A 26,245-nucleotide genomic window follows, 5' to 3' on the forward strand; every position below is an offset into this window, starting at 1 on the left:
AAGGAAGGCCCCGCGATCTCTCGCGGGGCCTTCGGTATGTGGACCTGGGGGGACTCGAACCCCCGACCCCCTGCATGCCATGCAGGTGCGCTACCAGCTGCGCCACAGGCCCAGAACTGCTTCCTGACTGCTCGAAGCAACTTGAACAGAGTACTACACGGATCGCGCGCAGCACCAATCGACGAGGGGCTCCCGGGCGCGTCGCATTATGCTGACGGCATGACGACGATCAGCCCCATCACGCAGGCCGACTTCGACGAATGGTCGGGTCTGTGGCGCGGATATCTGACGTTCTACGGCACCGAGCTCTCGGAGGAGGTCACGGCCGAGACGTTCCGGCGGCTCGTCGAGGACCGGGAGCTTCACGGCGTTGTCGCCCGTGATGACGACGGGCGGGCGATCGGCATCGTGCACTGGCTCACCCACCCGGCGACGTGGAGCAGGTCTGCCTACTGCTACCTCGAGGACCTCTACGTCGAGACGGCGTCTCGCGGATCCGGAACAGGCAGGCGGCTGATCGCGCACGTGCGGGAGTGGGCGGCGGAACGCGAATGCCAGAAGGTCTACTGGCTGACTCAGGAGACCAACATGACGGCACGCGCGCTCTACGACAGCGTGGCGACGCACACCGGATACACCCACTACCAGATCGCACTCTGAGCCCTGCGGAACAACGGCACGATGTCGGGTGTTGTCACGACCGTGAGCATCCTGGACAGTGTCGTGATCGGCGCCGGTCAGGCCGGTCTGTCGACCTCATTCCACCTGACCCGTCTGGGCATCTCCCACGTCGTGCTCGACTCGGACTCCGAGCCAGGGGGCGCATGGCGCCACCGGTGGGATGCGCTGACGATGCGCGACGTGCACGGAGTGGCCGAGCTGCCGGGGGATTCACCTCCTCCCCGCGACGGGCAGCGCGCCAATATCGCCGTCCCGGCATACTTCGCCGCCTATGAGCATGCTCATGATCTGCCGGTGATCCGCCCTGTCCGCGTCGACCGGGTGGCCGACGACGAAGGGGTCCTGGTGGTCCACGCGGGGGAGAGGCAGTGGCGCACTCGCACCCTCGTCAACGCCACGGGCACCTGGACGCATCCGTTCCTGCCGCACTATCCGGGTATGGAGACATTTCTCGGCGAGCAACTGCACACGGTCGACTATCCGGGACCGGAGCACTTCGTCGGCAAGCGCGTCCTCGTCGTCGGGGGCGGTGCGTCGGCCGTCCAGTTCCTCGGCGCCCTCGCACCGCTCACCGACACCCTCTGGGTGACGCGTCGCGAGCCGGTGTGGCGCGGCGATGACTTCACCCCCGAGGCAGGGGCGGCAGCCGTCGCCCTCGTCGAGCAGCGCGTCGCGCAGGGGCTGCCCCCTCAGAGTGTCGTGAGCGTGACCGGACTCATGCTGCGACCGCAGGAGCGCGAGGCCGAGCGTCTCGGGGCGTACGCCGCCCGCCGTCCGATGTTCGTTCGCATCGAGCCCGACGGCGTCCGGTGGGCCGACGGCTCGTTCGAGCGCGTCGACGTGATCCTGTGGGCCACAGGGTTCCGCCCTGCGATCGCGCATCTCGCCCCGCTGCATCTGCGCAGCGCGGCCGGCGGCATCCAGCTCGACCGCGCAGGCCGCGGCACGACCGCGGTGCAGGATCCGCGGATCCAACTCGTCGGCTACGGCCCATCGGCGAGCACGATCGGCGCGAACAGGGCAGGACGCTCGGCGGCGAAGGGTGTGCAGCGCGCACTGGCCGGGGAACCCCTGCGCACTTCGTAGGGCGTGCGGATCGGACCCGCGCGTGTGTGACATCGGGCGAAATGCCGTCGCTACGCTGAGGGCATGATCCGCATCGTGCTCCTGGTCATCTGGCTGCTGCTGTCGGCATGGCTCGTCATCTGGACCGGCGAGGGTCTTCTCGGTGTGAACCAGCGTGAGTCGATCCTGCCGTTCGCCGGGGAGGACACCCTCGGCGGACCGATCATCATCGGAGTCGCGTGGGGCCTGATCCTCACCTTCGGAGGCACGCTGTCGGGATTCGGCCGGAGGGCGAAGATGCGGGGCGGGGCCGAGATCGGAGTGGGCCGTATCGTCGAGATATCCCGGACGGGCCTGACCGTCAACGACGCCCCGCAGTACGACATCTTCGTCCGGGTCACTCCCCGCGCCGGCGACGAGTTCATCGGAGGACTGCGGATGCTGGTCGAGCCCGCCGATCTCGCCTCTCTCCAGGTCGGGCAGCCGATACCGGTCCGATACAGCCTCAGCGATCAGGACACGGTAGAGCTCGCCGACATCACGGATCCCATGGTGCGGGAGGCGATGCTGCAGTGGCGCATCGAACGGGGCCTGATCGATCCCCGTCAGGTGAAAGCGCGCACCAGCGGCACACAGGTGCCGGCATCCGTTCTCGAAGTGCGACCGACCGGACGCCGCCTCGAAGGGCAGAGCGAGCTGGCGCTCAAGGTGCTGATGGCTCCGGAAGGCGCTGCGACCTGGGAGACCGACACGATGGTGTTCGCGTACCCCGAGGCGATCTCGCGATTCCAGGTCGGCGCGCCGATCTGGGCGTTCTATCGCCGGGAGGATCCGCACACCGTGGCCGTGACGATCGAGAAGGAGGTCGGACGATGAATGTCCTCGACACCCTGATCTGGCTGATCAACTTCCCCGCCGCGCACGGATACGCGATGGTGTTCATCGCCGGGTTCTCGATCCTCGGGCTCTTCGCGGTGTCCGCACCCGGTGCGACGCCGGGCGTGGCGCTACGCCGCCTCCGAGAGCGTGAGGGCCTGCTGCACGGTGACGACGCCGCGCGGGGGAGGGCAGGCGGCACGGCCCTGAGGATCGTGTTCCGGATCCTCGCGTTCGTGATGGTCGCGAACCTCGCGATCGGCATCCTGAGCCTCACCGGCGTCCCCATCACGCGTGCGTACATCCACGAGCACGGTCAGCCGACGACCGGGACACTCGATGGCGACTGGGTCACCTTCACGACCTCCTCGGGCGTCGAGTACACGGTGGAGAGCAACTTCTTCACCCCCGCGGTGTATCCGGATCGCGACGCCTATCTGCCGTCCGGAGATCCGGTCGTGGTCCGTTATCTGCCCGGGCATCCGCAGGCCTTCGTCATCGACAGTTCGCAGGGTCCTCGCTGACGACGTGCCGGGCCCGACGTCGGCTCAGGCGCGTAGGGTGAAGACATGTCGCGAATCATCGTCTTCGGCGGCCACGGCCGCATCGCACTTCTTCTCGCTCCTCTCCTCGTCGCCCGCGGCGACGAGGTGACCTCGGTCATCCGCAATCCGGACCACGTCTCAGAGGTCGAAGCGACAGGGGCGCACGCGCTCGTCGCCGACGTCGAGACCCTCGACACCGACGCGCTCGCGGAGATCATCCGCGGACAAGACGCCGTGGTCTGGTCGGCCGGGGCCGGTGGCGGCTCTCCTGAGCGCACGTACTCCGTCGACCGTGACGCGGCGATCCGCACCATGGACGCCGCTGAGATCGCTGGTGTGAAGCGTTACGTCATGGTCTCCTGGCTCGGCTCGAAGGCCGATCACGGAGTGCCCGAGAGCGACGGCTTCTTCGCGTACGCCGATGCGAAGTGGGCGGCAGACGAGCACCTGCGATCGACCGACCTCGACGGCACGATCCTCGGCCCGGGCACGCTCACGTTCGATGAGCCCACGGGGCGTATCGTCCTCGACCCCGAGGGCAAGGGAGAGGTCTCCCGCGCGGACGTGGCCGCCGTGATCGCCGAGGCCGTGGGCAACCCGTCGACCTTCGGCCGCACCATCCGATTCGGAAACGGCACGGACGACACCGCGGTGCCCATCGTCGACGCCCTCAACGCCTGACCCCATGCTGTCGCGTCGCTTCGGTGCGGTCGGGGCGGCGGTGATCGTCGCCCTGGCCTCGTCGTACGCACCGGCTTCGGCCGTGGCGCATGACCCTCTGAGAGTCGGCGACGCGCGGTCGGATGTCTCGTCCTCCGGATCCGACGAGCACGCAGCGGATCTCGTCTCCGAGATGACGACGGCCGAAAAGGCGGCGAGCATCGTGATGGGGCATATCCCGACGACGGATGCCGCAGCCCTGCACGCATACATGCAGCAGGGCCTCGGCGGATTCATCCTGATGGGTGCGAACATCCCCGCGACGGATGACGAGTTGCTGACCCTCACTGCTGCTCTCTCGGTGGATCCGGCGCTTCCCCCGCTCGTCGCGATCGATCAGGAGGGCGGGCTCGTGTCGCGTCTCGGCAGCGACGAGTTCCCCGCCTCGACCAGTCTCAAGACGCAGCCGGTCGCCGACTCAGCCGCGGCGTTCTCGGCCCGGGCCGCGCTGGTGGCGAGAGCCGGGATCAGTGTGAACTTCGGCACGGTCGCGGACATCACGTCCGATTCGTCGTCGTTCATCTACGGGCGGGCACTCGGAACCGATCCTCAGTCGGCGGCAGAGCGGGTCGAGGCCGCCACGACGGCGCAGGAGCAGGTCGTCGCCTCCACGCTGAAGCACTTTCCCGGTCACGGAGCGGCACCGGGCGACTCCCATCAGGCGATCCCGACGACCGGCGAGACCATCGACGATTGGCGCGCGACCGATGCGGTGCCGTTCGCCGCCGGCGTGGATGCCGGTGCCTCGCTGCTCATGTTCGGTCATCTGGCCTACACCTCGGTGGATCCGGCTCCTGCGTCTCTCTCGCCGCGCTGGCACGAGATCGCCCGAGAAGAACTGGGTTTCGACGGAGTGATCGTGACCGACGACCTCGGGATGCTGCAGTCCTCGGGGATTCCGGAGTACGCCGACCCTGTGCGCAACGCGTTGTCGGCAGTTGTCGCCGGAAGCGACCTCGTGCTCACGATCGCCGGTTCGACGCCCGACACCGCCGGCCAGATCGTGCGGGGGCTCACGGCGGCGGTCGATGCAGGGACGCTGCCCGCCGATCGCCTCGCCGAGGCGGCGACCCGCGTGATGTCGCTGCGCCTGCAGTCGACGTCGGCGACCACGGACTGGGCGCTGTGCCCGGAGTGCGAGCCGGCGGAGTGACGCGTCAGCTCGCGAGCGCGGCTGGCTGAGCCGACCCGAGCCAGGCGCGCAGGAGCTCGCCGCGAAGCCGAGCGCCTCGCTCTGCGAAGACGCGCTGCTGACGCACGTACTCCGCCTTGCCCTCAGCGGTCTCGATCGGCACGGGCACGATGCCCCACGGTGCCAGATCATAGGGAGCGGCCTGCATGTCGAGAAGACGGATGTCCCTCGCGAGCTCGAACGCGTCGAGCAGCAGCTCGCCCGGCACCAGAGGGCCGAGCTTGACCGCCCACTTGTACAGATCCATGCCGGCGTGCAGACAGCCGGGCTGCTCGAACAGAGGCTGGTCGTCACGGGTCAGCTCTGTGCGGTTGCGGGGCACGGCTTCGGGGGTGAAGAACCGGAAGGCATCGAAGTGCGTGCACCTGAGGTCATGACTCTCGACGACCAGATCGGTGCCCGCCTGCCCGAGACGCAGTGGCACCGCGTGCCTGTGCTCGTCGGCCCGGTAGACCATCGCCCACTCGTGCAGTCCGAAGCATCCGAACTGGCCCGGGCGCGAGGCGGTGCGGCGCAGCATCCGCTCGATGAGACCGGCGAGGTCTGCCTTCTCGTGCGCGAGCACGGCGGCATCCGGGATCGCACCGTCTCGGGTGACGCCGGGGGAGTACCAGCGCCACGACAGCCGCTCAGGGGCCTGCTCCAGCTCGACCCCGGCGCCCGGGTGCCACCGACGCAGTTGCGCGGGCTTGTAGCTGTAGTAGGTGAAGAGGAAGTCCCAGACAGGGTGCTTCTCGCCTCGCGCGGCACGCCGGCGGTGCTCTGCCGTGAGCGCGTCGGCTCTCGCCTGGTGTGCACTCTCGCGCTCCAGCCAGTCGGTCCGCGGAAGCGACGTGGTCATGTCAGTGAAGGATGCCGGCTTTGCCGAGCAGGTCGCGGAGTCCCGCGCCGTCTTCGGCGCTGACCCAGGGGGCGACGCCTTCGGCATGTTGCTCGTGACCGGCGCGTCCACCGGCGAGGACCGCTTCGGCCGGCAGCAGTCGACGGATGGCGACGCCGGCGACGGAGGTCGGGTGCTCGTCCATGAACTCGGAGTAGATCGACTCGTCGTGCTGACCGTCGTCGCCTATCAGCAGCCACTTCACGTGCGGGAACTCCGTGGCCAGGCGACGTAGGTTGGTGAGCTTGTGCTCTCGCCCACTGCGGAACCATCGGTCGTGCGTGGGGCCCCAGTCGGTGAGGAGCATGGAGCCGGCCGGGAAGAGGTGTCGCCCGAGGAAGCGCCGGAGGGTGGGGGCGACGTTCCAGGCGCCGGTCGAGAGGTAGACCATCGGCGCGCCGGGGTACTCGCGCAGCACCTGATCGAGAAGCACGGCCATGCCAGGCACGGGGATGCGCGCGTGCTCGTCGACGACGAACGAGTTCCAGGCGGCGATGAACGGACGGGGGAGAGCCGTCACCATCACGGTGTCATCGACGTCGGAGACCACGCCGAAATGCGTCGACGCCGCCACGATGAACGCGGTCGTCTCGACCGGGTCCTGGCCCTCGACGGAGAACGTGAACGTCTGCCACCCTGGCTCGAGATCGATGTGCACGACCGAGTCGATCACGCCTCCTCGGTCGGCGACGACGTAGTGCGTCGAGTCGCCGATCTGCACGGCGACCTTCGCGAAGCTCACCGGGATGCCGACGAAGCTCCGCCAGCCGCGGACGCTCGCCGGCTCACCGTCTTTCGTGCTCCGCGCAGGCGGGACGATGAGCACGCGTCCGACGACTCGCACCCAACCAGGACCCCCGTAACCGGGGAAGGGGAGGATCGTCGCGGTGCGGCCACGACGGCGTGCTCGGCCCTCGCGCCACACGTGGAGGCGGTGTTCGAGACGCGCGAACCAGTGGATCCGGGGCGTCAGGGGTGCGGAGGCCATTGCCTCAGTCTTTCACGTCGGTCGCATCCTTCGCGTCCGAGATGTCGAGGTGACGGGCCTCGAGACGCGAGATCACCTTCTTGCCGACGAAAACCGCGATGAGGAAGAGGGCGATGATGCCGACGAAGATGTATCCCGCGTAGTGCACCCGGTCGGCGAGTTCATCGAAGCTGCCGGCCGCGAGCGACGTGATGCTCACGTAGGCCGTCGCCCACAGCAGGCAGGCAGGCGCCGTCCACGCGAGGAACCGGCGGTACGAGTAGTGACTCATGCCCACCGTCAGGGGCACGAGAGAGTGCAGCACCGGCAGGAAGCGCGAGAGGAAGATGGCGATGCCGCCGCGGCGGGCGAGATAGCGCTCGGCGCGCACCCAGTTCTCCTCGCCGACGCGCCGGCCGACCCAGGAGGCGCGGATGTGCGGACCGATCCACCGCCCGAGCCAGAAGCCGATGCTCTCGCCGATCAACGCGCCGAGCACGACGGAGACGACCATCGCCACGGCCTGGGGAAGGCTGGTGATGCCGATGGATGCGACGAGCACCACGGTGTCGCCGGGGAACACGAGGCCGATCAGCACGCTGGTCTCGAGCATCACAGCGAACCCCGCGACGAGGGTGCGGGCGACCGGGTCGATGGACCGCATGAAGTCGATCAGCCACGGCACGAACTCGTCCACCCCTTGAGAATACGGGACTGGGCGCGGCCTAGGCTGAGAACGTGCCCGAACCTCTGAGCGCCCGCATCCTCCTCGACCGGGTGGCGCCCGAAGCGCTCTTCCTCGCGCTCGAGCGTGCGTGCTCCGACGTGTTCTGGCTCGACGCCGGGGCCGCTGCGCTCGAAGGGTGGAGCTTCATCGGAACAGGCGCTCCGTCGTCATTCCCCGGCGAGGTCCGACTCGACGCCCCCGCTGCTGCCCGAGCTGCTGCCGCTGACGCCGGTCCGCCGCTGCGGGGAGGGTGGGTCGGGTGGTACGACTACGAGAGCGGTGCCCGAGCGGCAGGTGCTCCCGTGGCGGATGCGGCCGACGTGCCGGGTGGGGCCTGGTTGCGCATCTCCCGACTGGCCGCATTCGACCACGCGACCGGCGTCGTCTGGGTGGCGGCGGCCGAGGCTGACCTCGATGAGTGGGGCCTCTTCGTCACGCGCGTCGCGACGACGGTGTCGGACGACCATCCGGCCGTGCAGGTCGGGTCGAGGCGCGTCGAGGCGCGGCACACTCCGACCGAGTACGCCGCGCTCATCGGGCGCTGCCGCGAGCTCATCCGCGCGGGGACCGCCTATCAGCTGTGCCTGACCACGCGCTTCACCGTTCCCGGGGCCCACGACGACGTCGCGGTGTATCGACGTCTCCGTTCGGCGACCCCGGCGCATCACGGGGGTTTCGTCCGCATCGGCGGTCGTTCGCTGCTCAGCGCGAGTCCTGAGCAGTTCCTCCGAGCCGGAGGGGGCGTCATCCGCACGCGTCCGATCAAAGGGACGCGGCCCCGCGGTGCTGATGCCGCACACGACGCCGCGCTCGCATCCGAGCTCGCCGTCGATGCGAAGGAGCGCGCGGAGAACGTCATGATCGTCGATCTGATGCGCAACGACCTGTCGAGGGTCTGCGAACCGGGGTCGATCCGTGTCGATGCACTGTGGGCGATTGAGACCTATCCGGCCGTGCACCAGCTCGTCAGCACGGTCAGCGGCAAGGCGGCCGCAGGCACCACGGCGAATGCCCTCTTCGAGGCGTCCTTCCCTGCCGGGAGCATGACGGGCGCGCCGAAGCTCTCGGCGATGACCTGTCTGCACGATCTGGAGGGCGCTCCTCGGGGCGTCTATGCCGGATGCTTCGGATACATCGGAGATGACGGGTCGCTCGACCTCGCGATGGTCATCCGCAGCATCGTCATCGACGGTGCGGATGCGGTCGTGGGGGCGGGCGGTGGCATCACGTGGAGATCGGTCGCCGCATCCGAGGTCGCAGAGGTCGCGACGAAGGCGAGAGCACCGCTTGCGGCGCTGGGCGCGGAAATGCCCGCGGCCTGGGCTTCCGATATCCTGAACTGATCCCCTTTTCCCTTCAGATTGGTCGTGCGTTCGTTGTCTGAGAACCTGTCCACCTCTCCCGTCGACGAGGAGACCTCCTCGGCGCACGCTATCCAGGCCAAGTGGCAGAAGTACTGGGCGGAGAACGAGACGTTCCTCACCGGCGGCGATGACGACAAGCGGCCTCGCCGCTACGTGCTGGCGATGTTCCCGTACCCCTCCGGCGACCTGCACATGGGTCACGCCGAGAACTACCTCTACTCCGACATCGTGGCCCGTTTCTGGCGCCACCGCGGGCACAACGTGCTCAACCCGATCGGCTGGGACTCGTTCGGGCTGCCGGCCGAGAATGCCGCGATCCGCCAGGGCGCCGACCCGCGGGAGTGGACCTACCAGAACATCGCTCAGCAGAAGCAGGCGTTCCAGAACTACGGCGTCTCCTTCGACTGGTCGCGCGTGCTGCACACCTCCGACCCCGAGTACTACCGCTGGAACCAGTGGCTGTTCCTGAAGCTGCATGAGCGCGGCCTGGCCTATCGCAAGAAGAGCGCCGTGAACTGGTGCCCGAACGATCAGACGGTGCTCGCGAACGAGCAGGTCGTCGATGGGCGCTGCGACCGCTGCGGCGCCGAGGTCGTGAAGAAGAAGCTGACTCAGTGGTACTTCAAGATCACGGACTACGCAGACCGCCTGCTCGATGACCTGAACCAGCTCGAGGGCTTCTGGCCGCACAAGGTGCTGCAGATGCAGCGCAACTGGATCGGTCGCTCGATCGGTGCCGACGTCGACTTCCGCATCGAGGGACGTGAGGAGCCGGTCACGGTGTTCTCGACGCGTCCGGACACGCTGCATGGGGCGACGTTCTTCGTGGTCGCTCCCGATTCCGACCTGGCGTCCGAGCTGGCGGCCGATGCTCCTGCCGAGGTGCGCGAGCGCTTCCAGAAGTATCTGGCCGATGTGCAGAAGACCACCGATGTCGACCGTCAGGCGACGGATCGCCCGAAGACCGGCGTCTTCCTCGAGCGGTACGCGATCAACCCTGTAAGCGGCGAGAAGCTGCCGGTGTGGGCGGCCGACTACGTGTTGGCCGACTACGGCCACGGAGCGGTCATGGCCGTGCCTGCGCACGACCAGCGCGACCTCGACTTCGCCCGTGCCTTCGACCTGCCGGTCAAGGTCGTCGTCGACACGACGGCGCCGATCACCGGCGCGATGCCCGTCATCGAGGTCGACGAGGAGGGCGTGCCGATCGACACCGGCGCGGCACTCGACGAGCAGAATCCCGCGTCCACGGGCATCGCGCTGACCGGCGAGGGACGGATGATCAACTCCGGCCCCCTCAACGGTCTCTCGAAGCGCAACGCGATCGCACGCGCGATCGAACAGCTCGAGGCGTCCGGCACCGGCCGAGCCGCGAAGAACTACCGCCTGCGTGACTGGCTGATCTCTCGCCAGCGCTTCTGGGGTACGCCGATCCCGATGCTGCACGCCGAGGACGGCCGGATCATCCCCGTGCCCGAAGACCAGCTGCCCGTGAAGCTGCCCAGCGTCGAGGGACTCGACCTGAAGCCCAAGGGATCCTCGCCGCTCGGCGCGGCGGAGAGCTGGGTGCGCACGGTGGATGCCGCCAGCGGCGACCCGGTGCTGCGCGACCCCGACACGATGGACACGTTCGTCGACAGCTCGTGGTACTTCCTGCGTTTCCTCTCGCCGAACAGCGACACCGTGGCATTCGATCCGGCTCAGGCCGCTCGCTGGTCGCCGGTCGACTCGTACATCGGCGGCGTCGAGCACGCCATCCTGCACCTGCTCTACGCGCGCTTCATCACCAAGGTGCTGTTCGACATGGGGCTGATCGACTTCACCGAGCCCTTCTCCAATCTGATCAACCAGGGCATGGTGCTGCTCGACGGCGCGAAGATGTCGAAGAGCAAGGGCAACCTCGTGCTCTTCGAGGAGGAGCTCGACGCCTACGGCGCCGACGCGCTGCGTGTGGGCCTCGCCTTCGCCGGCCCGGTCGAAGACGACAAGGACTGGGCAGACGTCTCGACCACGGGTGCGCAGAAGTTCCTGGCGCGCGCGATGCGGGTCGCCCGCGAGGTGTCGTCGCCGGTCGACGTGGTGTTCGCCGGAGGCGATTCGGCGCTGCGCCGTGCGACGCACAAGATGCTCGCCGATGCTCCGTCCCTCGTCGAGCAGACGAAGTTCAACGTCCTCGTCGCTCGTCTGATGGAGCTGGTGAACGTCACCCGCAAGACCATCGACGGCGCTGCCGGGGCGGCTGATCCGGCTGTCCGCGAAGCCGCCGAGACGGTCGCGGTGATGCTCGACCTGATCGCGCCGCACACCGCGGAGGAGATCTGGGAGATCCTCGGCCACGAGCCCTCCGTCGGTCTCGTCACGTGGCGGTCAGCCGACCCGGCTCTGCTCGTCGAAGACACGGTGACCGCCGTCGTGCAGGTGGGCGGCAAGGTCCGCGCCCAGCTCGAGGTGCCGGCGCGCATCGGCGAGGCCGAGCTCGAAGCACTGGCCCGCGCCGACGAGCGGGTCGTCCGCTCGATCGGCGACCGCGAGATCATCAAGGTCGTCGTGCGCGCTCCGAAGATCGTCAGCATCGTCGTCAAGGGCTGAGGGTCGCGGTCGTCTCCGACGATCTGTTCGTTCTGCACATCCGGCCGTCCGCGGGGGTTCTCCCCGGTGGGCGGCCGGACGCATGTGAGGCGCCCGACCACGCGCTTAGCGTGGTGTCATGTCCGACTCCACGCCTGCGCCCAGCCGGCCGCGCAGGCTGCGGCTGAGCATCGGTGCCGCGATCGTGCTGGCGCTCGTCGTGCTCTCGGCCGCGGTCGGGCTCGGGCTCATGCGCGGACAGGCGGCTCCCACCGACTCCGTGCCCCTGACGACGGATGAGGGAGATGTCGGGGGAGTGGAAGCAGCTTCCGGCGAGCTCTACGTGCACGTGCTCGGAGCGGTCGCCAGCCCTGGGCTCTATGTCCTCGACCTGGACTCGCGTCTGGTCGATGCAGTGGCTGCTGCGGGAGGAACCACCGATGACGCCGACCTGGCCGCGATAAACCTGGCCCGCGTGCTTTCGGACGGCGAGCAGATCATCGTGCCTGTCGTGGGCGCTGCTGCGGCGGATGCGTCGGGAACGGTCGCGCCGACCGACGACCTCGTCGATCTCAACAACGCAGACCAGGCGGCACTCGAGACGCTCCCGCGCATCGGTCCGGCGCTGGCCGAGCGCATCATCGCCTGGCGAGATGAGAACGGACGCTTCCAGTCCGTCGACGACCTGCTGGCAGTTCCCGGGATCGGAGAGAAGCTGCTCGCGGGCATTCGTGACGGCGTGCGGGTGTGAGGCGCGAGTGGGATGTCCCCGGAGCTGAACAGCTGGCAGCGTGCGGAGCGGCAGGATTCCCTGCAGTGACCACCGGGTTCATCGGAGGTTGAGCCGCAACCGTTCAGCGTGATCGTCGCCGAGTCGTGGCCACCGCCACGCGTTGCGAGTGACAGACTGAGCGACCGGAGGGGGGCGAAGTGGCTGCGAAGAAGGCGACGAAGAATGGGGCATCCGCGAGGAAGGCGTTCGCAAGAGCGTCCGCGAGGAAGGATTCGGCGGCGAATACGGAGTCGGCTGAGCTGATACCGCGTCGCTGGTGGTGGGTGCTGCTCGGCGCCGGAGTCCTGATGATCGCGCTCGGCACCGTCATGGCGGCCGCATACAGCATTCCCTACGCGATCGATGAGCCCGGAAGCATGGAGCTGCCTTTCGTCGACGAGTACCCCACTGTCGTCGAGATCCTGCTCCCGCCGTTCTTCGCGTTCTTCATCGGAGGAATCCTCACGTTCCTGGGTGAGCTCCTGCGGCGCGGAACGATGCTCAAGAACGAGGCAACCAATGTCTCCGTCTTCCGACCGCTTCATGTCGTCGTCCACGCCGCGTGGATCGTCCCGCCGTTCGTCGCGTGGCTGATCGCGATGCCCTGGGCGCTCTCTCTGCTGGTCCAGAACGCGGACGCGGGGCAGGACGCGATGATCCTCGGTGCGGATTCGGACGCCGTGTTCCTCGTCGGCGTCTACGGAGGCCTTGCCGCGCTGATGACCGGAGCGGTTGCGGGATCGCTGTTCAAGAAGCTCTGGTTCCTCGCCGTAGTGCGGCGATCCGGTGCTCCTGAGTCGTCTTCGGCATTCTGGTGGAGCTTCTCGTTCTACTGGCGGCTCGATGTGTGGCTCGTCGCGCTGGGTGTCCTCATGCTCGGCCTGGCGCCTCTTCCCCTGCATTTCAGCAGCCCGGGAGGCACGGCAGCGACGCTGGGTGGCGGAGTGGCACTCGTGGCCCTCGGCCTCGTGACATGCACGCAATACGCCAGAGCGGGTATGCCGCTGGGCTTGGGCACGTCCGTCTCCGGGGGGTATCGATCGCTGCTCACGCCTCGGCGGCCGTGACCGCGAGCCGCGACGTCAAGGCATCGTCAGCTGTGAAGCGATGGGGTGCTTCTCGAAGATCCCCAGTCACTGAGGACCGCGCGCGCGGCACGTTCGCCAGACGCGAGGGCGCCTTGAATCGACGCCGTGTCTCGATGGTCCCCTGCGACGTACAGACGCTCGGCGTAGCGCGGCGATCGCGGTGCACCGAGTGGTGCCGTCTGGGCGGGGAGCGCGTCTTCGATGTCGTCGCGCCGGATCAACTCCCACGCACTGATGTCTGCACCCCAGATCTCGCTCAGGTGGCGGCGGACCTCGTTCTCCTCGGCGGGATCGCTGCTGCGCGGCAGCAGGCATGTCGCGGCGATGAGGTGGCGGCCGGCCGGGGCGTACGAGGGCACTGTGTGCGTCATCACGACTGTGTTCACCACGGGGCCTCGGCCTCGGCCTCGCCCGTCGACGGTGAGCAACGCGGAAGTGGTCGGTGGTTCGGCAGCGGTGAACCACCATGTCTGCAGACCGTTCGTCGCCGGCGCGGGAAGCCCGGTGAGGTCGGCGACATCATCGAGGCCGACCGCGACGACCACTCGAGCTGCGCGGACGGAGTCGCCGTCGGTCAGTTCGACACGGATGCCCTCTCGGTGCGCCGATATCCGTTCCGCGCTGGCACCGAGACGGATGTCCGCGCCCGCCTTGCGTGCATGCGCGGCAAGCTGCTCAGGGACAGCAGCGATCCCTTGTGCGGGTAGGCCAGGGCGGCCGAGCACGAAGTACCGCACGAGCAGTCGGGCGAACGCGTTCGACGTGTCGCCGCGGCTCTCTGCGAGGACCCCGGCGAGGAAAGGCTCGAGCACGGCGGTGCGGAGCGGACCGCGGAGCCCCACGGCATCCCACCCTTCGCGCACGCTGACATCGTTCCGGGCGAGACGCGAGAGCGGACGCACCAACGCCGGTGCGGCCCAGCGCGCCAGCGCGACAACATCCCGACCGTTCACCAGGCCGCTGCGCAGTGACGTGCCGATCGACAGCGGGTGCCGCAACGGATGCCGCAGCTCGGCCATCCCGTCGACCGTGCGCGCCTGCACACCGACCGGGAAGCTCCCCAGCGCGAGCGCGTCGAGATCGACGCTGCGGCGCAGCGCCGGGTAGGCCGGATTGAGCACCTGGAAGCCGCGATCCAGCCGGAAGCCGTCGACGATGTCGGTGCGCTGGCGTCCGCCGACGGCATCCGCGGCCTCAAGCACGACGACATCGAGTCCGCGAGCGGTGAGCAGGCCGGCGCAGCGGAGCCCGGCGAGTCCGGCACCGATCACGATCACGTCATGCATTCGCGACAACCTCCCCTCGGCGGATCGCCGCCGGTTCGTCGCGGTCTATGCGATCCAGTGTCCGCTCCATGGGAACAGCGTACGGGGATGCCGTGGCGGGCGGGGTGGTACGCCGTCCTCCGCACACTTGTCCCCCGAACGGCCGATACCGGAGGCTGCGGAGATACGAGAGGATGGGGTTTTCTGAGAATTGCAAGCGACAGGTGGGGCGCGATGAGGGTCTCTCGATGACGGCACCCGACCAGCCGGTGGATGAGCTGTGCGATTTTGCTGAGCTCATCGCACACGAGCAGGATTTCAGCGGCGATCGGATCGATCCCGCGGTGCGCAGAAGACGCAGGCGACGAGGGCTCATCATCACCGCCGTCTGCATCGTCCTGCTTCTGGCCGTGACCGGAGGTTACGTCGGGTGGGCACTCACTGCGCCGGTGAATCCGCCGGCCGTGACTACTCGCGCACCGCAGCTTCCGGTCGGCGAAGCCGTTGCCCTCGCCACACATACCGCCGCAGCATCGGCGATCAGCATCGCCGGAGCCGATGCCTATCTGGGTGAGGGGGCGAGCGGCACGTGGTCGGCGACAGGGACGGGCGAACCGCTCCCGGTCGCGAGCATCACCAAGCTCATCACCGCGCTGGTCATCCTCGACGCGGCGCCGCTCGCCTCGGCGGATGACCCCGGGCCGACCATCACGTTCGGCAAGTCCGATCACGACCTGTACGACCAGTACTACGTGCGGGGCGCGACCATCGCTCCGATGCCCACCGGCGCCTCGATGTCGCTGCATGATGCTCTGGCCGTCATGCTCATCCCCTCCGCGAGCAACTACGCCGAGGCGCTGTCATCGCGGGTCTTCGGCTCGCAGAACGCTTTCCTCGACGCGACGCGCGACTGGCTCGCATCACACGGGCTCACCGGAACGACGGTCACGGAGCCCACGGGCATCAGCCCGCGCAACACGAGCACGCCTGCCGACCTGCTGGCTATCGCGAAGCTCGCCGCCGCACATCCGGCGATCGCGCAGATCGTCGCGACCCCGTCGATCTCGATCCCCGGCGCCGGCCCGCTGTACAACACCAACAGCCTCCTCGGCACCGCCGGGATCACGGGACTGAAGACCGGAAACCTGGGCGAGGGCGCCCACAACCTGCTGTACACGGCGACACTCGACGTGGGCTCGGCCGATCCGCTCGCGATCACCGGCGTCGTGCTCGGGGGATCGTCGCGAGAGTCGGTGAACGCCACCGTGATCGCCGAACTCGAGAGCATCCGCTCCGGTTTCCACCACGTGCCCGTCGCGACCGCTGGTCAGCAGGTCGGATCCATCTCGACGCCCTGGGGATCCACCGCCGAGCTGGTCATCGGCGAGAGCGCGTCGATCTTCACCTGGTCGGACACACCGATCGAACTGACCATGGACATCGACACCCCGCCCACCTACCGCGATGGCACGGTTGTGGGAAGTGTCACCTGGACAGCCGGCCCGAACACCGTCACCGCTCCCGTGGAGATCGCGGGAAGCATCGACCCGCCCACCGAGTGGTGGCGACTCACCCACCCGTCCGAGCTCGGCTCCCTGATGGATGCCGGGGACTGAGGCCGCTCAGCAGGACGAGCCGTCGCCTAGCCCACGCACGCCGAGGTGATCGTCATCCGGACGAGCCCGTCGATGCTCGTCGTGTCGCGGATGGTCATGCGCGCCACAGGATCTGTTTCGCTGTATCTGATGTCTTCTTGCATCGCTCTATCGGTCTCATACCCTGCGTCGTCCCAGACGTCGAGGATCTGAGCGACCGATCTCGCGTTGTCGTCTGTGCGGAACGCCAGGTCGACGTGATGCTGCATGCCTGATCCGTCGGCACAGGGAACGGCGCTGGGTATCGCTGTCGATGCGTCGATCGCGGCACTCGACGCATCGACCGGAGTCCCGGAGGTCGCGGCGAACGAGCCGTCGAGGAGTCGACGGATCCGGTCGTCCACCGAAGCCGAAGTGAGAACCTCTGTCGGCTCGGTCGTCTCCGTGGGGTTCGGCCGAGCGTCCGGGCTGTTGTCTGCGAGCCCGCAGTTCGGCAGGCGATCGGTGATCGCCGGGAGCGAGAGTGTGACGGGGGTGCCTCCCTGATTCACTCGGTATTCGACGATCAGGGTCCCGTCCTTCGTCGTGGCCGTGTAGTCGCCCACGGCGAAGGGCTGATGCGCGTTGTTTCCGAAGGTTCGCTCCATCGGTGAGGCGATGACCGGACCGTGCGCGAACGCGAACATGCCGTCTGCGACCCTGACCTGCCGTCGCTGGGGGCGGTCAGAGATCTGCATCACATTCGAAGCCTACGATGCACGCAGATCATTCGACATGATGCCCAGCGGCCTCTCACCTTCGTGAGCGAGGTGTCGAAACCATGTGGCGACCGGTGCACCGGCCTGTCCACCGAAGAGGGGACAGACGCTGAATCGCGAATCACGCCAGAATGCAGGAATGGCAAAGCGGATCAGTGTTGTAGCCGCGGGAGCACTCGTCTGTCTCCTGTCTGGTACGACGACCCTCCTCTCCGGCTGCGTCGCTCCGGCGACAGGCCCTATCGGGTCCTCAGCGAGCACGTCGGCGCCGAGCGCGGCCTCGACTCAGAAGCCAGCCGATGCTCGCACGATTGAACCGACGCCCGACTCCCTGCCTACGGCCGAGCCCACACCCACATGCATGCGTGCGGACGGAGGGGGAATCATCCTGCCCAGCGGACTGCTCAACGTGGACCTGTACTCGAGAATGCACGACTTCGGAGCCCGCGAGGGGGCGACCGGCACCGCGCAGTACGCCGACGACGGCTCACTCACCTCCTACGAAGTCGCGTCCGGCGACTACAACGACGCGATCCTGGACCGCTTCTGCGTCGGCTTCTACTACTTGGACGCGCTGAACTCGGTACGGCGCGGAAGAGCAAGTTCTGTGCATCCGACCCCCCAGGTGTACCCCCCGGACCTTCACGTCGGTGACACTCTGAATCTCAGCCCCTACACGATCACGACCGTGGGTGACGTCAACGGTGAGGTGTTCGCCTACGAGACGAGCTTCACCCTGCCACCGCAGCGATGAGAGGGTCGCAGCCGCATCGACAGGATGCATCCGCCTGTAGCTTTTCGGAGAGCGGAGAGCGGAGAGCGGAGAGCGGAGAGCGGTGAGCGGAGAGCGGTGAGCGGTGATCCTGACCGGCCCCAGCGCGCCAAGCGGCAAACGAACGTTTGCGGTGGCGCCCGGCCGGTCGCCCGAACGCGCGCCGCTATGACTCGCCGGAACGTCGTATCGGTGCAGCGTGCGACGCCCGACGCGTGGGTTGTCTACTCCGGCTCGGCCGGCGCTCGGAACACGACGGCGGCGGAAATCATCGTAGAGACGAAGATTCCCGCGCCGAGCCAAACGGCGGCCCAGAAGAAGGAATAGCCGGCGATCGCAGCGAGCGAACACCCGATCGCCGCGCTGAGGCCGATGAGTGCGCCTAGGACGTGTGACATCACGGCCAACCGGGGCTGCGCGTTTGCGGCCAGCTGTTCGTCGCGCCGTCTTTCAGGGGATCGCAAGCGCCAGAGTGACTGCAGTGGCAGGACGACTCCCATCACGGCTGCGAGAATCACGATCGCAATCATCTTTGCGATTCGTTCGCGCCGCTTCGGCGTTCAAGGACCAAGCTAGCCGTCGCAGCCGCGACGAAGATGAGTCCCGAGATGCCGACGATCAGCCAACGCTCGTCCTGTGGGAAGAGAACGGATGCGGCCAATGCGACGGTCCCGGTCCCTGCACTCGCTCCCATGAGGGAGCCCAAGCGTTTCTTCGTGTTCCAGAACCGCTCAGAGTCGCGCGCTGGTAGCTGGTCGGGAGAAGGCGGTGGTCGCTTCCAATCTCGCCACGCCAGGACCGTGCCGATGACAGCCAGCACAAGACCAGCGATCGCCAAGCCGGAGCCGAGCCAGAGCCCTTTCGGAAACGTCGCGATGACGAGTCCGAGCCCGAGCGTGACCGTCCCCGCGGTCAGAAGGGCGGCGTGAGCTTCCTGCGTATCGCGCAGCGTCATATGGCTCACGCTATCGAAACCCCGACACTGCTTCGCCAGCTCTTCTCCTGATCCTGGCTACGGTGCAGCACGCTTCGGACGGTGGACGGCCAGGCGTTGGGCTGACGTGCCGTCACATGCCAGTATGGGGCCGTGCGGATCGTCGGCAGTGTCTCCCTCGCCACCGCAGCGACGCTCATCGGACTTTTCGGCAACGTCATGCTCGGCGTAGCCGGCCTCAGCTTGGCAGGCCCCGGCCTCAGCTGGGCAGGTCCAGGTGTCACAGTCATCGAGTACTCCGATTCGGATGATGCCGAGCGCGCTATCGGTATCGGGATGGGCATCATCGCGCTCGTGGTCTGGCTCGTGCTGCTGCTGTCTGCCCTGCTTGTGGGGGTACGCGGCGGCCGCCCGACGCGCGAGCGGCGTGGCACGGTATGGATCGTCGTGGGACTGAGCACGGTCCTCGTGCTGGGGACATTGACAGCGGTGCTGGCTACGCCGCCTCTCCTCAGCTAGGGCCCGCTGCCGGAGCGGAACCGCGCTTAGCCCGACTCAACGGCGTCTGTGAATCGGCCATCGACCTGCCTTAAACGATCGTTTCTGGCGGGCGTGGGGCTGAGGACCAAATACGGCCGCCGGAAACGCTCCCCGGAACACCGTTATGGAGGGGGAGTTTCGGCCAACACGATCTCGTTCCGCCGGCGACGTCACGGACGCCATTCAGAGAACTGGTCGCGTGAAGGCTGCGCGGGATGAAATTGTTCGAACCGCGATGCGGCAGAGCGCGAAGTCCCCGCTAACGGCGAGCTCGGCACCGGCGATGTGACGCGGCTGGGCGCGCAGCCAGAAGCACCCGCCGAGTGACGTTCCGATGGGTTGAAATCTGGGCAAGGCCTGGCAGGGCAGGTTGCGGCATGGTAGGAAGAGAACTCAAGCTGGAAACGGTTTCGACGAACGCGTGGGTCAGGTGAATGATGCGAACCAGCAAGGCATCATCGGCCCTTCTCGTAGTAGCAGCGACGTGTCTCCTTTTCGGATCACCAGCTCAAGCTGCGAGCACGCCAGATGAGACCGAGGACGAAGGCACGGCCCCATGGGTTCAGGAGTTTGACCAAGAGAGTCTGGCCCTTCTTGACGATGAGGAGGCGGCCGCCGTGTGGCAGTTGGAGGCTGGGCCGATCATAAGAGAGCTACGGGAGCAGTTCCCCGACGACTTCGCCGTCGCATGCATTCGCAACAAGTACATCGATGTTGCGTTTGCAGGGGCGACTCCCGCTGGGGCCTCAGCGGTGATCAATGAAAGTCCGATCCCGATCAAGGTGATCGAGGATTTTGGCGTCTCGGAGATTGAGATGGCTGCTACCAGCAGAGACATCCACGACGCTGCTGTTGATCACGTTGGAAGCGGTGTGGCGGTCACGTCAGGCCCGATTCCTGATCGCAAGGTGTACCAGATTGAATTCGCATCAGAGAAAGACAATACGGTCACTCGAGAGGCCCTGACGCAGCGTGTCGAAGAACTGAAGCTTTCGTTTGGCGACACCTCCCGGGCCAGCACCCTCGGCGGCTTCGCAATCGAGACTTACGTGGCCGAGACTGGCTCTATTGGTGACGCGGGTTATGGACACGCTGGCGGTACGGCCGTGAATGCGCTGGACTCGGGGCTGAGTTGCACGTCCGGATTCGTTGTCAGCGCGAGGACGGGTCCGGACATAGGGGCAGTGACTGCGGGCCACTGCTCAAACAACCTGCGACAAATTTCACCAAGCGGGAACTTCAATTTCGATTTCCGCGCGCAGCATATTGGGACATACGGCGACATGCAGTGGATGCGAAGCCCCGTCATGATGGATGCGTGGTTTCACTACGACCACGGCCTCGGCCGCGCGCAAAAGGCACGCAGTGACGTGAGTATCAACTCAACCGTATACGTGTACGGCCGCTATGGCGGAAGGCAAGATGCGACAGTCGTTGGTCTCAATCAATCGCACACAAGCAACGGTCAGACCTCGTACGGCCTCGTGAGAATCAACGGATCGACCGTACAACCTGGTGACAGCGGCGGTCCTGTCTATCTAGCAAACACCGCGTTCGGGATCATCAAGGGATACAGCGCATTCCATGACTTCTACACGCCTATCAATCAGGTCCTAAATCAGCTTCAGGTCGATCTGTGTATCGATCCGCCGGGGTGCCAATGACCAGGAAATTTCTAGCCGCGGTAACGCTGTCGTTCATAGGTGCCCTCTTGGTGTCCTGTGGAACAACGATTGGAGAGACGGCGACTGAGGCTCCGATCGATAACGGCGCAGCTGCAAGCGCCATTGCCGTTTACGAGCTTCCTCCGGACTGGGGAAGCGACGCGGGAGCAGCTCAGGGTGTCCTGGTGGAAGTCGACGGGTGTGTGAGATTAGACAATTCCAGGGTGCCCATATTTCCAGTCGACCAAGTCACGTGGGATGGCGAGACCCTAACCTTTGGTGGAGAGCAGTACCAACTCGGTGACACGATCGAGTTCGCCGGAAACGAACTAGGCGAGGGCGACGATCTGGAGCTGGAGATCCCGGAGGCATGTTCGGCGGGGCCGTTCTGGGTTGTCGGGCCGCACCGTGGGTGATTAATGCAATGCGTCGATCCGAACGAGTTCGGGTCCTGAGGAGGGCTCGACGGCCCGATGGCTTTCCGGACGCCCACCCATGCGCAGCCGAAGGATCTGTCCATCCGCATGGGTGTCTTCCACGGGCTACTACGCGCTCGCACGAGTTGAATCGACCGCGGTTGCCCCACACCAAGCGCCTGGGACGTCTGGTGACGACCGACGCAGTCCCAGGACCCTCCCGAGGCCTTCCTGGCCGATCCGCTCCGAAGGCGGTGGCGTGGTCGCTAAGGGTCGTCGCTGCGTCAGCCGACACACCACTTGGGAACGTTCAGCCGCCGCTTCCGATCGTGTTCCGCTGACGGTCAAGCTCGAGCGATTTTTCCTAGAGCGCATCGCGGGGGGCCTCGACCTCGAGTTACCCAATTAGATCAGAACGGGAACCTCGGGCTGCTGTCTCGCGGCTTGACCACACATGGAGCACGGATCCCGGATCGGAGGTTCGAGTCCCTTATCCCGCGACCCGCTGGCTATGCGCCACTGCCGTGACCAAGCCCACCGAAAACGATCGTTTGCGGCGGAGAGCGCCGAAACGGGTGGTGTAGCGTTCCCGGCTGACCGAGTCGAGCCGTTTCGGCTGGCAATGCGGCAGCGCGGTTCCTCGAGGTTGTGCAGGAGCCGTAGGGTCGCCCGTCGCTTCTGCACACTGCGACGTCGTTGACGCTTGTGCACAATGGCCGGTTCGGCGCCAACGAGGCCACGTCGGGGGACCGTAGGTTCTTCTGATGCGAGGATCCGCGAAGAGCGTGAGCAGCCGACGGATGCTCGCTGTCATCCGTGACGTCGTGCGGGCATGAGGCGCGATTTACGGATGCTGCCCATCGCGGTGGCTGTGTGGATGGTCGCGCTCCTCTGCGTGTTCGTCCCTGCTGCGGCAGGACGGTGCGCATGCGGCAGCGCGCTCGGAGCGGGCGCGGTGCTCGGAGTCGTGCTGAAGCGCCGCGAACGCACCGCGTCGAGGGCCGGGCTGATCGTGGTGCTCCTTGCCGCTGCTGCGGCTGTGTCGATCGCTGCCATGACCGCGATGCCGGCCCGCGACAGCGCGGCGTCGTGGGATGGGCGTGTGGTCGAGGCGACGGGGGAGGTCACGTCGTCGGCGTCGGTCGGTCGGGACGGGCGACTGTGGATGGAGGTGCAGCTCACGGGTATCGGATCGCCGGGGTCGCTGCGGGCGGCATCGGCGCCGGTGCGGGTCGGCATCGACCCGGCCGACGGGTTCGATCTTGGTGCGACAGTCAGGGTGAAGGGCGAGGCAGCGGCGACGGATCCGGGGGAGAGGTCGGCGCTGGTGGTGTTCGCGAGCACAGCATCGGTCGAGGTTCCGGCATCCGGGGTGTTCGCGGTCGCCGCCGACCTGCGGAGCGTCTTCATCGATCGAGCGCAGCGACTCCCTGAGCCAGGGGCAGGTCTTCTCCCGGGGCTCGCTGTCGGCGATACCCGTGCGGTGTCGACCGAGCTCAACGACGACATGCGCACGAGTGGACTCAGCCACCTGACGGCCGTCTCCGGGGCGAACTGCGCCATCGTCGTCGGGGCCGTCTTCTGGCTGGCTGCGCTGTGCGGGGCCGGCCGCATGACCCGTGTCGTTGCGGCCGCCGTCGCCCTCGCTGGTTTCGTCGTGCTCGTGACGCCGGAACCCAGCGTGATCAGGGCGGCGGTCATGGCCGGCGTCGCGATGCTGTCGCTGCTGCTCGGCAGGCCGAGCGCCGGGGCCGGAATGCTCGCGCTCAGCGCGAGCGGCATCCTCATCGCCGATCCGTGGCTGGCCTCCACCGCGGGATTCGCACTGTCGGTCGCCGCTTCGGGCGCGCTGATCATGCTCTCGCCGTCGCTCACCCGCGGTCTCGCACGGTGGATGCCCCAGCCTCTCGCCCTTGCGATCGCCGTGCCGACGGCAGCGCAGCTGGTGTGCGGTCCCGTCATCGCCCTGTTCGCCGAGCAGCAGTCACTCGTCGGTCTGGCGGCGAACCTGCTGGCAGCGCCCGCAGCGCCGATCGCCACGATCATCGGCCTGCTCGCTTGTCTCGCGGCCCCGGTGCCACTGCTCGCAGACCTTCTGGCGGCCTCCGCCTGGTTGCCGGCCGCCTGGATCGCTCATACGGCAGGCGTCACCGCGCGACTCCCATTCGCTCAGGTCGCGGTGGTTCCGGGCGTCGCAAGCGCGGCGCTCGTCGGCATCGTGAGCGCCGCGGCCGGGGTGATTCTGACCGACGGATGCCGCACACTCCCGATCGTCAGAGGCGCTTCCGCATCGGTCATCGCAGTGGTGCTCGCCCTAGGCGGCGCTCACGTAGCTCTCAACGGTCCACTCGCGAGTGCGACCAGCCCGGACGGCTGGTCGATCGCCGCCTGCGATGTCGGGCAGGGAGACGCGCTGCTCGTCAGGTCGGACAGCCGGATCGCGCTGATCGACGCGGGCCCAGAGCCCGAGCCCCTGGCCACCTGCTTGCGCAGTCTCGGCATCGAGCACATCGACCTGCTCGTGCTCACGCACTTCGACCTCGATCACGTGGGCGGCGTCGACGCCGTGCAGGGGAGAGTCGGGGCGGTGCTGCACGGTCCGCCGGGGGAGAGCGGCGATGAGCGGATGCTGCAGCGCCTCGCTGACGGTGGTGCGACGATCACCCCCGCGTCGGCGGGAATGCAGGGCGAGCTGGGGACTGCGTCGTGGCAGGTGCTGTGGCCGCAGCGCGGATCCGAGGTGTTCCCGCCGGGCAACGACCAGAGCGTGGTTCTCGAGGTCGAAGGCGGCGGGGTGCCGCGGTCGCTCTTCCTCGGTGACCTGTCGGCAGAGGCTCAGCGGATGCTGTCGCGCACGGCCCATCTCCGAGGCAGTTATGCGGTGGTGAAAGTGGCACACCATGGCAGCGCCGACCAGGACTTCCCGCTCTATCAGGACCTGCGCCCCGTCATCGCTCTGTTCAGCGCCGGCATCGACAACGACTACGGGCACCCGCGAGCAGAGTCGCTCGCGTCGCTCGAGGCCGCAGGTGCGCGCGTGCTGCGCACCGATCAGCAGGGTCGACTCCTCGTCGGCCTAGACGAGGATGAGCTTCAGCTGTGGACGGAGAGACAGCCGCCCTGACGACGAAGGCGACGTCTGCGGCCCCCGGTAGTCTGGAGGCATGGCTGCTTCTCGTACCCCCTCCCGCGGCGGAGCGAAGGCAGCCAAGATCGCGCAGGTCTCCTGGCGCGAGCCACGACCCGCTCCCGTCGTGCTCGTGTTCGGCCCCGAAGAGGTCTGCGCAGAGCGTGCGATCGCCGGGGTGCGCGACTACCTCCGCACCGAAGACCCTGCGCTCGAGGTGACCGATGTCCGCGCTGACGACTATGCGCCCGGCACCCTCCTCTCGCTGACGTCGCCGTCGCTGTTCGGCGAACCGCGTCTCGTGCGCGTGTCGGGTGTCGAGAAGTGCTCAGATGCCTTTCTGCAGGAGGCCGTCTCGTACCTGGAACATCCCCAGGAAGGCGCGACGGTCATCCTTCGGCACACAGGCGCGAGCGTTCGAGGCAAGAAGCTGCTCGACGCGGTGCGCGCCGGCACCGGCGACGGCATCGAGATTCCGTGCCCGGCGATCAAGCGTGACAGCGATCGCGTCGACTTCGCCGCGGGGGAGTTCAAGACGGCCAAGAAGCGCATCGCGCCACCCGCGCTGCGCGCCCTGGTCTCGGCGTTCGCCGATGACCTCACCGAGCTCGCGGCGGCATGTCAGCAGCTGATCGTCGACGTCGAGGGCGACATCACCGAAGAAGTCGTCACGAAGTACTACGGCGGGCGCGTCGAGGTGTCAGCCTTCGTCGTCGCCGACACGGCCATCGCCGGACGCTATGGCGAGGCCTTGGTCGCGCTGCGTCATGCACTCGCATCCGGCGCCGACCCGGTGCCGATGGTCGCCGCCTTCGCGATGAAGCTGCGCACGATGGCGCGCGTCGCCGGAAACCGCGAACCCAGCCGTCAGCTCGCCCAGCGGCTCGGCATGAAGGATTGGCAGGTCGACCGTGCGCGGCGCGACCTCGCCGGGTGGAATGAGCGATCGCTCGGCATGGCCATCCAGGCGACGGCTCGCGCCGATGCCGAGGTGAAGGGCGCCGCGCGCGACCCGATCTTCGCGCTCGAGCGCATGCTCACGGTCATCGCGACCCGTCAGCCTTTCGGCGAGTGAGCGTCGCCGCGGTCGCGCGGCACCGTCGCTGACATCCACGCTCTTCGCGCCGTCGAATGAGCGCCGCCAGGCAAGCCCGACGTGCGGCAGTGCGCATCAGCGGACGCGAAAGAGCCCGCCCCGCGAACGGGACGGGCTCTTGTCACACCGTCAGGCGTGGAATCGGCTCAGAGAGCGGAAACCTGCTTGGCGATGGAGGACTTGCGGTTCGCAGCCTGGTTCTGGTGGATGACACCCTTGCTGACGGCCTTGTCGAGCTTGCGGGAAGCAGCCTTCAGAGCCTTCTCGGCTGCAGCCTTGTCACCGGAGACGATAGCGGTGCGCGTGGCACGGATGTGCGTCTTCAGCTCGCTCTTCACGGCCTTGTTGCGCTCGTGTGCCTTGTCGTTGGTCTTGTTGCGCTTGATCTGCGACTTGATGTTTGCCACGTGTGGACGCTTTCTGTACGGAGTTGTTAGGGAATGCCGGCAGAAGAAGAGGGCTCCCACTCGGCGGTCGTGAGGGAAGAACCCACACGCAAGCCAAGAACCAACTCTACCAGCTTCCGGGCTGTTCACCCTAAACGGGGGCGGCGTCTCCCTCTGCGGGATGCGGCAGCGGTGCATGCGGGTGCACAATCATCAGTATCCCGACACTCGCGTCGCGACATCGACG

General features: G+C 67.3%; 25 protein-coding genes and 1 tRNA gene. 17 read left to right on the plus strand and 9 right to left on the minus strand.

The features are described 5' to 3' along the window. Window positions 1-39: 39 nt before the first annotated feature. A tRNA-Ala gene (locus RQG82_RS12065) sits at window positions 40-112 on the minus strand. A gap of 107 nt (window positions 113-219) precedes the next feature. On the opposite strand from RQG82_RS12065, the gene RQG82_RS12070 reads away from it, so the two are divergent. From RQG82_RS12070 to RQG82_RS12095, 6 genes are all read left to right on the plus strand, one after another. After that, window positions 220-660: a GNAT family N-acetyltransferase gene (locus RQG82_RS12070; RefSeq protein ID WP_311259314.1), complete on the plus strand. Its 441-nt coding sequence runs from the start codon at window positions 220-222 to the stop codon at window positions 658-660. Between the two features lie 21 nt (window positions 661-681). Further along, window positions 682-1,767 (plus strand): NAD(P)-binding domain-containing protein, encoded by a 1,086-nt coding sequence (locus tag RQG82_RS12075; protein ID WP_396653615.1) that lies wholly within the window; start codon window positions 682-684, stop codon window positions 1,765-1,767. A 63-nt stretch (window positions 1,768-1,830) separates the two neighbouring features. Further along, window positions 1,831-2,622 carry a hypothetical protein gene (locus RQG82_RS12080; RefSeq protein ID WP_311259315.1) on the plus strand — a complete coding sequence of 264 codons (792 nt, stop codon included), beginning with the start codon at window positions 1,831-1,833 and terminating at the stop codon, window positions 2,620-2,622. After that, the gene (locus RQG82_RS12085) at window positions 2,619-3,146 is read left to right on the plus strand and encodes a hypothetical protein (RefSeq protein WP_311259316.1); all 528 of its coding nucleotides are present in this window, start codon (window positions 2,619-2,621) and stop codon (window positions 3,144-3,146) included. The genes RQG82_RS12080 and RQG82_RS12085 overlap by 4 nt, the downstream gene beginning before the upstream one ends. A gap of 45 nt (window positions 3,147-3,191) precedes the next feature. Beyond that, window positions 3,192-3,848 carry an SDR family oxidoreductase gene (locus tag RQG82_RS12090; protein ID WP_311259317.1) on the plus strand — a complete coding sequence of 219 codons (657 nt, stop codon included), beginning with the start codon at window positions 3,192-3,194 and terminating at the stop codon, window positions 3,846-3,848. Between the two features lie 4 nt (window positions 3,849-3,852). After that, entirely contained in the window at window positions 3,853-5,040 is a 1,188-nt protein-coding gene (locus tag RQG82_RS12095) for a glycoside hydrolase family 3 N-terminal domain-containing protein (RefSeq protein ID WP_311259318.1), read from the plus strand. Window positions 5,041-5,044: 4 nt separating this feature from the next. On the opposite strand, the gene RQG82_RS12100 is transcribed toward RQG82_RS12095, so the two are convergent. The 3 genes from RQG82_RS12100 to RQG82_RS12110 are packed head-to-tail and all read right to left on the minus strand — an operon-like array spanning window position 5,045 to window position 7,623. Continuing rightward, window positions 5,045-5,920 carry a 3-methyladenine DNA glycosylase gene (locus RQG82_RS12100; protein ID WP_311259319.1) on the minus strand — a complete coding sequence of 292 codons (876 nt, stop codon included), beginning with the start codon at window positions 5,918-5,920 and terminating at the stop codon, window positions 5,045-5,047. A 1-nt stretch (window position 5,921) separates the two neighbouring features. Then, window positions 5,922-6,947 carry a phosphatase domain-containing protein gene (locus tag RQG82_RS12105; RefSeq protein WP_311259320.1) on the minus strand — a complete coding sequence of 342 codons (1,026 nt, stop codon included), beginning with the start codon at window positions 6,945-6,947 and terminating at the stop codon, window positions 5,922-5,924. A 4-nt stretch (window positions 6,948-6,951) separates the two neighbouring features. Further along, window positions 6,952-7,623 carry a DedA family protein gene (locus RQG82_RS12110; RefSeq protein ID WP_311259321.1) on the minus strand — a complete coding sequence of 224 codons (672 nt, stop codon included), beginning with the start codon at window positions 7,621-7,623 and terminating at the stop codon, window positions 6,952-6,954. A 41-nt stretch (window positions 7,624-7,664) separates the two neighbouring features. Between RQG82_RS12110 and RQG82_RS12115 the strand changes: the two genes are divergently transcribed. From RQG82_RS12115 to RQG82_RS12130, 4 genes are all read left to right on the plus strand, one after another. Continuing rightward, complete coding sequence (locus RQG82_RS12115; protein WP_311259322.1) at window positions 7,665-8,996, plus strand: anthranilate synthase component I family protein; 1,332 nt, start codon at window positions 7,665-7,667, stop codon at window positions 8,994-8,996. Window positions 8,997-9,029: 33 nt separating this feature from the next. Then, the gene (gene leuS / locus RQG82_RS12120) at window positions 9,030-11,606 is read left to right on the plus strand and encodes a leucine--tRNA ligase (RefSeq protein WP_311259479.1); all 2,577 of its coding nucleotides are present in this window, start codon (window positions 9,030-9,032) and stop codon (window positions 11,604-11,606) included. Window positions 11,607-11,724: 118 nt separating this feature from the next. Next, window positions 11,725-12,336 carry a ComEA family DNA-binding protein gene (locus RQG82_RS12125; RefSeq protein ID WP_311259323.1) on the plus strand — a complete coding sequence of 204 codons (612 nt, stop codon included), beginning with the start codon at window positions 11,725-11,727 and terminating at the stop codon, window positions 12,334-12,336. A gap of 179 nt (window positions 12,337-12,515) precedes the next feature. Next, a complete protein-coding gene (locus RQG82_RS12130; protein ID WP_311259324.1) occupies window positions 12,516-13,424 on the plus strand; it encodes a hypothetical protein in 909 nt (302 codons plus the stop codon). A 26-nt stretch (window positions 13,425-13,450) separates the two neighbouring features. Here the strand turns inward: RQG82_RS12130 and RQG82_RS12135 are convergent, their stop codons facing one another. Next, window positions 13,451-14,731 (minus strand): FAD-dependent oxidoreductase, encoded by a 1,281-nt coding sequence (locus tag RQG82_RS12135; protein ID WP_311259325.1) that lies wholly within the window; start codon window positions 14,729-14,731, stop codon window positions 13,451-13,453. 227 nt (window positions 14,732-14,958) lie between these two features. Between RQG82_RS12135 and RQG82_RS12140 the strand changes: the two genes are divergently transcribed. Continuing rightward, entirely contained in the window at window positions 14,959-16,326 is a 1,368-nt protein-coding gene (locus RQG82_RS12140) for a D-alanyl-D-alanine carboxypeptidase (RefSeq protein ID WP_311259326.1), read from the plus strand. A 26-nt stretch (window positions 16,327-16,352) separates the two neighbouring features. Here the strand turns inward: RQG82_RS12140 and RQG82_RS12145 are convergent, their stop codons facing one another. Beyond that, window positions 16,353-17,045 carry a hypothetical protein gene (locus tag RQG82_RS12145; RefSeq protein ID WP_311259327.1) on the minus strand — a complete coding sequence of 231 codons (693 nt, stop codon included), beginning with the start codon at window positions 17,043-17,045 and terminating at the stop codon, window positions 16,353-16,355. Window positions 17,046-17,424: 379 nt separating this feature from the next. On the opposite strand from RQG82_RS12145, the gene RQG82_RS12150 reads away from it, so the two are divergent. Continuing rightward, the gene (locus RQG82_RS12150; protein ID WP_311259328.1) at window positions 17,425-17,817 is read left to right on the plus strand and encodes a hypothetical protein; all 393 of its coding nucleotides are present in this window, start codon (window positions 17,425-17,427) and stop codon (window positions 17,815-17,817) included. Window positions 17,818-18,059: 242 nt separating this feature from the next. Here the strand turns inward: RQG82_RS12150 and RQG82_RS12155 are convergent, their stop codons facing one another. Together RQG82_RS12155 and RQG82_RS12160 are read right to left on the minus strand one after the other, a co-directional pair. After that, complete coding sequence (locus RQG82_RS12155) at window positions 18,060-18,365, minus strand: hypothetical protein (RefSeq protein WP_311259329.1); 306 nt, start codon at window positions 18,363-18,365, stop codon at window positions 18,060-18,062. Further along, window positions 18,362-18,790 carry a hypothetical protein gene (locus RQG82_RS12160; RefSeq protein WP_311259330.1) on the minus strand — a complete coding sequence of 143 codons (429 nt, stop codon included), beginning with the start codon at window positions 18,788-18,790 and terminating at the stop codon, window positions 18,362-18,364. Before RQG82_RS12160 ends, RQG82_RS12155 begins: the two co-directional genes overlap by 4 nt. Window positions 18,791-18,922: 132 nt before the next feature. On the opposite strand from RQG82_RS12160, the gene RQG82_RS12165 reads away from it, so the two are divergent. The 5 genes from RQG82_RS12165 to holA all read left to right on the plus strand — a co-directional run bounded on the left by RQG82_RS12165 (window position 18,923) and on the right by holA (window position 25,591). After that, on the plus strand, window positions 18,923-19,288 hold the full coding sequence (locus tag RQG82_RS12165; protein ID WP_311259331.1) for a hypothetical protein: 366 nt from the start codon (window positions 18,923-18,925) through the stop codon (window positions 19,286-19,288). 638 nt (window positions 19,289-19,926) lie between these two features. Then, window positions 19,927-20,973, plus strand: coding sequence for a hypothetical protein (locus RQG82_RS12170; RefSeq protein ID WP_311259332.1), 1,047 nt, complete (start codon window positions 19,927-19,929; stop codon window positions 20,971-20,973). After that, entirely contained in the window at window positions 20,970-21,389 is a 420-nt protein-coding gene (locus RQG82_RS12175; protein WP_311259333.1) for a hypothetical protein, read from the plus strand. The genes RQG82_RS12170 and RQG82_RS12175 overlap by 4 nt, the downstream gene beginning before the upstream one ends. A gap of 850 nt (window positions 21,390-22,239) precedes the next feature. Next, window positions 22,240-24,513, plus strand: a complete 2,274-nt coding sequence (locus RQG82_RS12180) for a ComEC/Rec2 family competence protein (RefSeq protein WP_311259334.1) — start codon at window positions 22,240-22,242, stop codon at window positions 24,511-24,513. Window positions 24,514-24,553: 40 nt separating this feature from the next. Continuing rightward, window positions 24,554-25,591, plus strand: a complete 1,038-nt coding sequence (gene holA, locus RQG82_RS12185) for a DNA polymerase III subunit delta (protein WP_311259335.1) — start codon at window positions 24,554-24,556, stop codon at window positions 25,589-25,591. Window positions 25,592-25,758: 167 nt separating this feature from the next. On the opposite strand, the gene rpsT is transcribed toward holA, so the two are convergent. Further along, window positions 25,759-26,019 carry a 30S ribosomal protein S20 gene (gene rpsT, locus RQG82_RS12190; RefSeq protein ID WP_311259336.1) on the minus strand — a complete coding sequence of 87 codons (261 nt, stop codon included), beginning with the start codon at window positions 26,017-26,019 and terminating at the stop codon, window positions 25,759-25,761. Window positions 26,020-26,245 lie beyond the last annotated feature (226 nt).

The organism is Microbacterium sp. WCS2018Hpa-9, assembly GCF_031843745.1.
Classification (GTDB): Bacteria; Actinomycetota; Actinomycetes; order Actinomycetales; family Microbacteriaceae; genus Microbacterium.

What these genes read in the sequence shown, in the direction of transcription:
- RQG82_RS12155 (WP_311259329.1), bottom strand. Translation starts at nt 18,365, where the DNA reads ATGATTGCGATCGTGATTCTCGCAGCCGTGATGGGAGTCGTCCTGCCA.
- RQG82_RS12135 (WP_311259325.1), bottom strand. Translation starts at nt 14,731, where the DNA reads ATGCATGACGTGATCGTGATCGGTGCCGGACTCGCCGGGCTCCGCTGC.
- RQG82_RS12125 (WP_311259323.1), top strand. Translation starts at nt 11,725, where the DNA reads ATGTCCGACTCCACGCCTGCGCCCAGCCGGCCGCGCAGGCTGCGGCTG.
- RQG82_RS12095 (WP_311259318.1), top strand. Translation starts at nt 3,853, where the DNA reads ATGCTGTCGCGTCGCTTCGGTGCGGTCGGGGCGGCGGTGATCGTCGCC.
- holA (WP_311259335.1), top strand. Translation starts at nt 24,554, where the DNA reads ATGGCTGCTTCTCGTACCCCCTCCCGCGGCGGAGCGAAGGCAGCCAAG.
- RQG82_RS12085 (WP_311259316.1), top strand. Translation starts at nt 2,619, where the DNA reads ATGAATGTCCTCGACACCCTGATCTGGCTGATCAACTTCCCCGCCGCG.
- RQG82_RS12100 (WP_311259319.1), bottom strand. Translation starts at nt 5,920, where the DNA reads ATGACCACGTCGCTTCCGCGGACCGACTGGCTGGAGCGCGAGAGTGCA.
- RQG82_RS12175 (WP_311259333.1), top strand. Translation starts at nt 20,970, where the DNA reads ATGACCAGGAAATTTCTAGCCGCGGTAACGCTGTCGTTCATAGGTGCC.
- RQG82_RS12090 (WP_311259317.1), top strand. Translation starts at nt 3,192, where the DNA reads ATGTCGCGAATCATCGTCTTCGGCGGCCACGGCCGCATCGCACTTCTT.
- RQG82_RS12140 (WP_311259326.1), top strand. Translation starts at nt 14,959, where the DNA reads ATGACGGCACCCGACCAGCCGGTGGATGAGCTGTGCGATTTTGCTGAG.
- RQG82_RS12080 (WP_311259315.1), top strand. Translation starts at nt 1,831, where the DNA reads ATGATCCGCATCGTGCTCCTGGTCATCTGGCTGCTGCTGTCGGCATGG.
- RQG82_RS12150 (WP_311259328.1), top strand. Translation starts at nt 17,425, where the DNA reads ATGCGTGCGGACGGAGGGGGAATCATCCTGCCCAGCGGACTGCTCAAC.
- RQG82_RS12180 (WP_311259334.1), top strand. Translation starts at nt 22,240, where the DNA reads ATGCTGCCCATCGCGGTGGCTGTGTGGATGGTCGCGCTCCTCTGCGTG.
- RQG82_RS12160 (WP_311259330.1), bottom strand. Translation starts at nt 18,790, where the DNA reads ATGACGCTGCGCGATACGCAGGAAGCTCACGCCGCCCTTCTGACCGCG.
- RQG82_RS12075 (WP_396653615.1), top strand. Translation starts at nt 682, where the DNA reads ATGTCGGGTGTTGTCACGACCGTGAGCATCCTGGACAGTGTCGTGATC.
- RQG82_RS12105 (WP_311259320.1), bottom strand. Translation starts at nt 6,947, where the DNA reads ATGGCCTCCGCACCCCTGACGCCCCGGATCCACTGGTTCGCGCGTCTC.
- RQG82_RS12070 (WP_311259314.1), top strand. Translation starts at nt 220, where the DNA reads ATGACGACGATCAGCCCCATCACGCAGGCCGACTTCGACGAATGGTCG.